The following is a 4,227-nucleotide window of genomic DNA, read 5'->3' as shown; positions in this document are numbered from 1 at the left end:
GCAGCAGTCAGGGTAGTTTTACCGTGGTCAACGTGGCCGATAGTACCAACGTTAACGTGCGGTTTCGTACGTTCAAACTTTTCTTTAGACATTAGTTGTCCCTCTAAGACACGGAATCGGTGGTTTCACCACATCAACCAAGCAGTGTTGCTTGTCTGGATATTTACAGGGAAAAAAATCAAGGAAGGGAGAACAACGGAAGTGGTGCTGATAGGCAGATTCGAACTGCCGACCTCACCCTTACCAAGGGTGCGCTCTACCAACTGAGCTATATCAGCACATCTTGGAGCGGGCAGCGGGAATCGAACCCGCATCATCAGCTTGGAAGGCTGAGGTAATAGCCATTATACGATGCCCGCGTGAACTCGGCTACCTGACTTTAATCTGCTGTAACTGAATCCCGGGTATTTTACATCGAAGGAGTGTTGAGTAAAACACCAAGGATAATAATTCACATTGGATGGTGGTGGGAGAAGGATTCGAACCTTCGAAGTCTGTGACGGCAGATTTACAGTCTGCTCCCTTTGGCCGCTTGGGTATCCCACCTTTCCAAATTGTTAAATGGTGCCGGCACCAAGAGTCGAACTCGGGACCTACTGATTACAAGTCAGTTGCTCTACCAACTGAGCTATGCCGGCATCAAGTGCTGCGCATTCTATGGAGACTTTGCGCAGGATGCAACAAAAAAATCGCTGAAATTGTTCTTTTGCTCACAAAGTGGACATTCTTCCGTATTTTGCTGTTTTTTTCAATAGGTAATGTACAAATTAGCAGCGATGCTTATCACTAACACTCTCAGCAATCACACTGATGAACTACCGTAAAAGTAAATAATTCGCTTATTTTTAACCACCTGGTTATGTCATGTGCAATGCAATTTATGCCTCCGGCATCAAAAAAAATGCATTTTTTCAAAAAAATTGCTACGCCTGACTCCTATCTCTCGCTATGATGCGAATTATTTTCCGCCGGTACGGGTATTAATGACCTGTCCAACCTGCGTAATAAAGGCAGCAGTTGGTTTATGTATAAAGAAAAATCGCTCTCTCCTTATCTCCATTTCAGCCGCAGCCAGTGGGCTACCCTGCGTAACTCCGTTCCGATGACGTTATCTGAGCAGGAAATCGACGATCTGCGCGGTATCCACGATGAAATCTCGATTGATGAAGTGATCGCGATTTATCTGCCGCTGTCCCGGCTGCTGAACTTTTATATCAGCTCAAATCTGCGGCGCCAGGCCGTGCTGGAGCAGTTTCTCGGCAGAAATGAAGCCAAAGTCCCTTATGTGATTGGTATTGCCGGCAGTGTCTCTGTCGGAAAAAGTACCACAGCCCGGTTATTGCAGGCGCTTCTGAGCCGCTGGCCGGAACATCGCAAAGTGGATTTGATTACCACCGATGGTTTTCTTCATCCCAATTCCGTACTGAATGAACGCGGTATCATGAAGAAGAAAGGATTCCCTGAATCCTATGATATGCATAACCTGGTGCGTTTCGTTTCAGAAGTGAAATCCGGGACTCCGCGGGTTCTGGCGCCGGTGTATTCGCATCTGACTTATGACATTATTCCGGATAAACAGTTAGTGGTTGAACAACCGGATATCGTGATTCTGGAAGGTCTGAATGTGCTGCAGAGCGGAATGGACTATCCGGAAGCGATGCATCATGTCTTTGTATCCGATTTTGTGGATTTTTCTATCTATGTGGATGCACCGGAAGAATTACTGAAGAGTTGGTATATCGGGCGGTTCCTGAAATTCCGTCAGGGTGCATTCAGTGATCCGAACTCCTATTTCCATCACTATGCACAACTTGAGGAAAGTGAGGCCGTCAGTATCGCATCAACCATCTGGGATGAGATCAACGGCCTTAATCTGCATGAAAATATTCTGCCGACCAGAGAGCGGGCCAGCCTGGTGATGACCAAAGGCACCAATCACATGGTGACAAATGTTAAACTGAGAAAATAATCAGTTTTTCTGTTAAAAATAAACCGGCTCAGGCCGGTTTATTTTTTGAATCCACACCACGAAGTGATATTTCTCCGCCGATATAGGGCGTAATTTCACCGAACTGATCTAATAATAAAGCACCCTGTCCGTTTATCCCCCGGGAAACACCAAAGACTTCACGCTCGCCAATAATTAGTTTCACTTCACGATTGAGATAGTTATCAAAAGCATACCAGCGTTCAATAAACGGCGTCAGCCCGCTTTTTTCAAACAGATGCAATGCATCGGTGAGATGTTTAATAAACTCCGAAGATAATACATTACGATCAATCTGAATGCCGGACTGCTGAAGATTGATCCACTGCTGGCCAATCTGATCTGTACCATTGCTTTCCATCGTCAGATTAATGCCGATTCCGATAACCACATGAGCAGCATCTCCGGTTTTTCCCTGAAGTTCAACGAGGATGCCGGCCAGTTTCTTATCATTCAGATATAAGTCATTCGGCCATTTTACTTTTACACCGGACGCGCCCAGCTCATGCAGCGTTTCCGCAAGGACTATGCCCACCACCAGGCTCAGCCCGATAGCTGCTGCCGGTCCCTGCTCCAGCCGCCAGTACAGAGAGAGGTACAGATTACGGCCAAACGGAGAGATCCACTGCCGGCCACGGCGGCCGCGTCCGGCATACTGATATTCAGCCACACAGGCATCCCCGGACGTCAGTTCCCCGACTTTGTCCATCATATGCTGGTTGGTGGAACCAATAACCGGCAGCACTTCCACATTCCGGCCGGGCAGGAGCGTGCGGATCACCTCCGGCTGTAACAGGTTCATCGGCGCAAAAAGACGGTAGCCCCTGCCGGTGACCGTTTCCATTTCTATACCCATTTCGCGTAATGTACGGATATGTTTATTAACTGCCGCACGCGTCATTCCCAACTGCTCACCGAGCTGTTCGCCGGAATGGAATTCTCCGTCTGATAAAATGCCGATCAACGTCAGCGGTACTGTGTAATCTTTCATGCAATAGCCTCTGTGGCACTGATTTCACCGTCAGCACCGATAAAACGGACCTCCGGTTCCAGCTGAACACCAAAACGGGCAGCAACCTGCTGACGGACATAACGTGCGAGACGGATAACATCATCCCCTGTGGCATTATCGCGATTGATTAATACCAGCGCCTGATTCATATGTACTGCCGCACCACCTTCCTGATGACCTTTCAGACGGCACTGGTCGATAAGCCAGCCTGCAGCGAGTTTAATTCCGTTATCCGCCATATATTGCGGGCAGTCCGGATATTGCGCTTTAATTTTTTGTGCGCATTCAGCAGTGACTACCGGGTTCTTGAAAAAACTGCCGGCGTTGCCGGTTACAGCCGGATCAGGCAGTTTGCTCATACGCATCTGACAGACCATATCAAATACCTGCTGAGGCGTGGCTGTGGCGGGATCAAGCGATTTCAAATCACCGTAGCTCAGATTTGGCTTCCACGTTTTCGGTAATTTCAGACCAACTGCAGTGATGGCATATCCCTGCTGATAATCATGTTTGAAAATACTGTCACGATAACCAAAACGACATTCTTCTGCAGTCAGGCGCGTTGTCTTACCATCTGACAGAGAAGTAATATCCACATAGTCACATACATCTTTAAATTCGGTTCCGTATGCCCCGATATTCTGAATCGGCGCCGTACCGGCACATCCCGGGATCAATGCCAGATTTTCCATCCCGTAAATACCGTTCGCCAGCATCCAGCGGATCAATTCATGCCAGTTTTCACCCGCTCCTGCTTCGATAAGCCAGGCGTCAGGTGTTTCCCGGACAGTCCTGCCCGGAATCCGGTTAACGACGACAGAGCCATTAAAATCAGCAGTAAACAGTACGTTACTGCCGCCACCTAATAACAGAAAAGGCGATTTTGCTGTTTGTGCAGCCTGCCATAACCGGCAGAGATCAGAAACGGTCTCCGCGATGTCAATATGACCGGCGTTGGCTTCCATACCAAATGTATGTAACTGACGGAGTGAATCAGCAGGTTTGAGGGACATAATGAAAAACTCATCTGACAAATATGGCAGCTAGTTTATCAGTCCGCAGACACGGATCCCAGCATTGCGGAAATTTGTATTTTTACCGGAGAGAAATGCAAAAAAGCCACTCAGATGAGTGGCTTTCTTTAAATATAAAACCTGGCGGTTCCCTACTCTCACATGGGGAGACCCCACACTACCATCGGCGCTACGGCGTTTCACTTCTGAGTTCG

General features: G+C 48.0%; 5 protein-coding genes and 4 tRNA genes. 1 reads left to right on the top strand and 8 read right to left on the bottom strand.

All coding sequences use genetic code 11. The features are described 5' to 3' along the window. From R5268_RS19290 to R5268_RS19270, 5 genes are all read right to left on the bottom strand, one after another. Positions 1-92, bottom strand: a 92-nt coding sequence (locus R5268_RS19290; protein ID WP_001978617.1) for a GTP-binding protein, incomplete at its 3' end; no start/stop codon positions are given. 110 nt (positions 93-202) lie between these two features. Then, positions 203-278: transfer RNA gene (locus R5268_RS19285), tRNA-Thr, on the bottom strand. A gap of 6 nt (positions 279-284) precedes the next feature. Further along, positions 285-359, bottom strand: a tRNA-Gly gene (locus R5268_RS19280). Positions 360-461: 102 nt separating this feature from the next. Beyond that, positions 462-546, bottom strand: a tRNA-Tyr gene (locus R5268_RS19275). 16 nt (positions 547-562) lie between these two features. Then, positions 563-638: transfer RNA gene (locus R5268_RS19270), tRNA-Thr, on the bottom strand. Positions 639-1,024: 386 nt separating this feature from the next. On the opposite strand from R5268_RS19270, the gene coaA reads away from it, so the two are divergent. Then, positions 1,025-1,969, top strand: coding sequence for a type I pantothenate kinase (coaA, locus tag R5268_RS19265; RefSeq protein ID WP_004238689.1), 945 nt, complete (start codon positions 1,025-1,027; stop codon positions 1,967-1,969). A gap of 28 nt (positions 1,970-1,997) precedes the next feature. Here the strand turns inward: coaA and birA are convergent, their stop codons facing one another. The 3 genes from birA to R5268_RS19250 form a co-directional block, all read right to left on the bottom strand. Further along, entirely contained in the window at positions 1,998-2,978 is a 981-nt protein-coding gene (gene birA / locus R5268_RS19260; RefSeq protein ID WP_046895396.1) for a bifunctional biotin--[acetyl-CoA-carboxylase] ligase/biotin operon repressor BirA, read from the bottom strand. Next, complete coding sequence (gene murB / locus R5268_RS19255) at positions 2,975-4,012, bottom strand: UDP-N-acetylmuramate dehydrogenase (RefSeq protein ID WP_317420503.1); 1,038 nt, start codon at positions 4,010-4,012, stop codon at positions 2,975-2,977. Before murB ends, birA begins: the two co-directional genes overlap by 4 nt. Positions 4,013-4,042: 30 nt before the next feature. Next, positions 4,043-4,227, bottom strand: a 185-nt coding sequence (locus R5268_RS19250; RefSeq protein ID WP_317420500.1) for a hypothetical protein, incomplete at its 5' end; no start/stop codon positions are given.

This window comes from Morganella sp. BCCO 40_0007, from assembly GCF_032989665.1.
Classification (GTDB): domain Bacteria; phylum Pseudomonadota; class Gammaproteobacteria; order Enterobacterales; family Enterobacteriaceae; genus Morganella; species Morganella sibonii.
The sequence above is the reverse complement of the archived record's forward strand: the minus strand, read 5'-3'. Positions and strand labels throughout refer to the sequence as shown.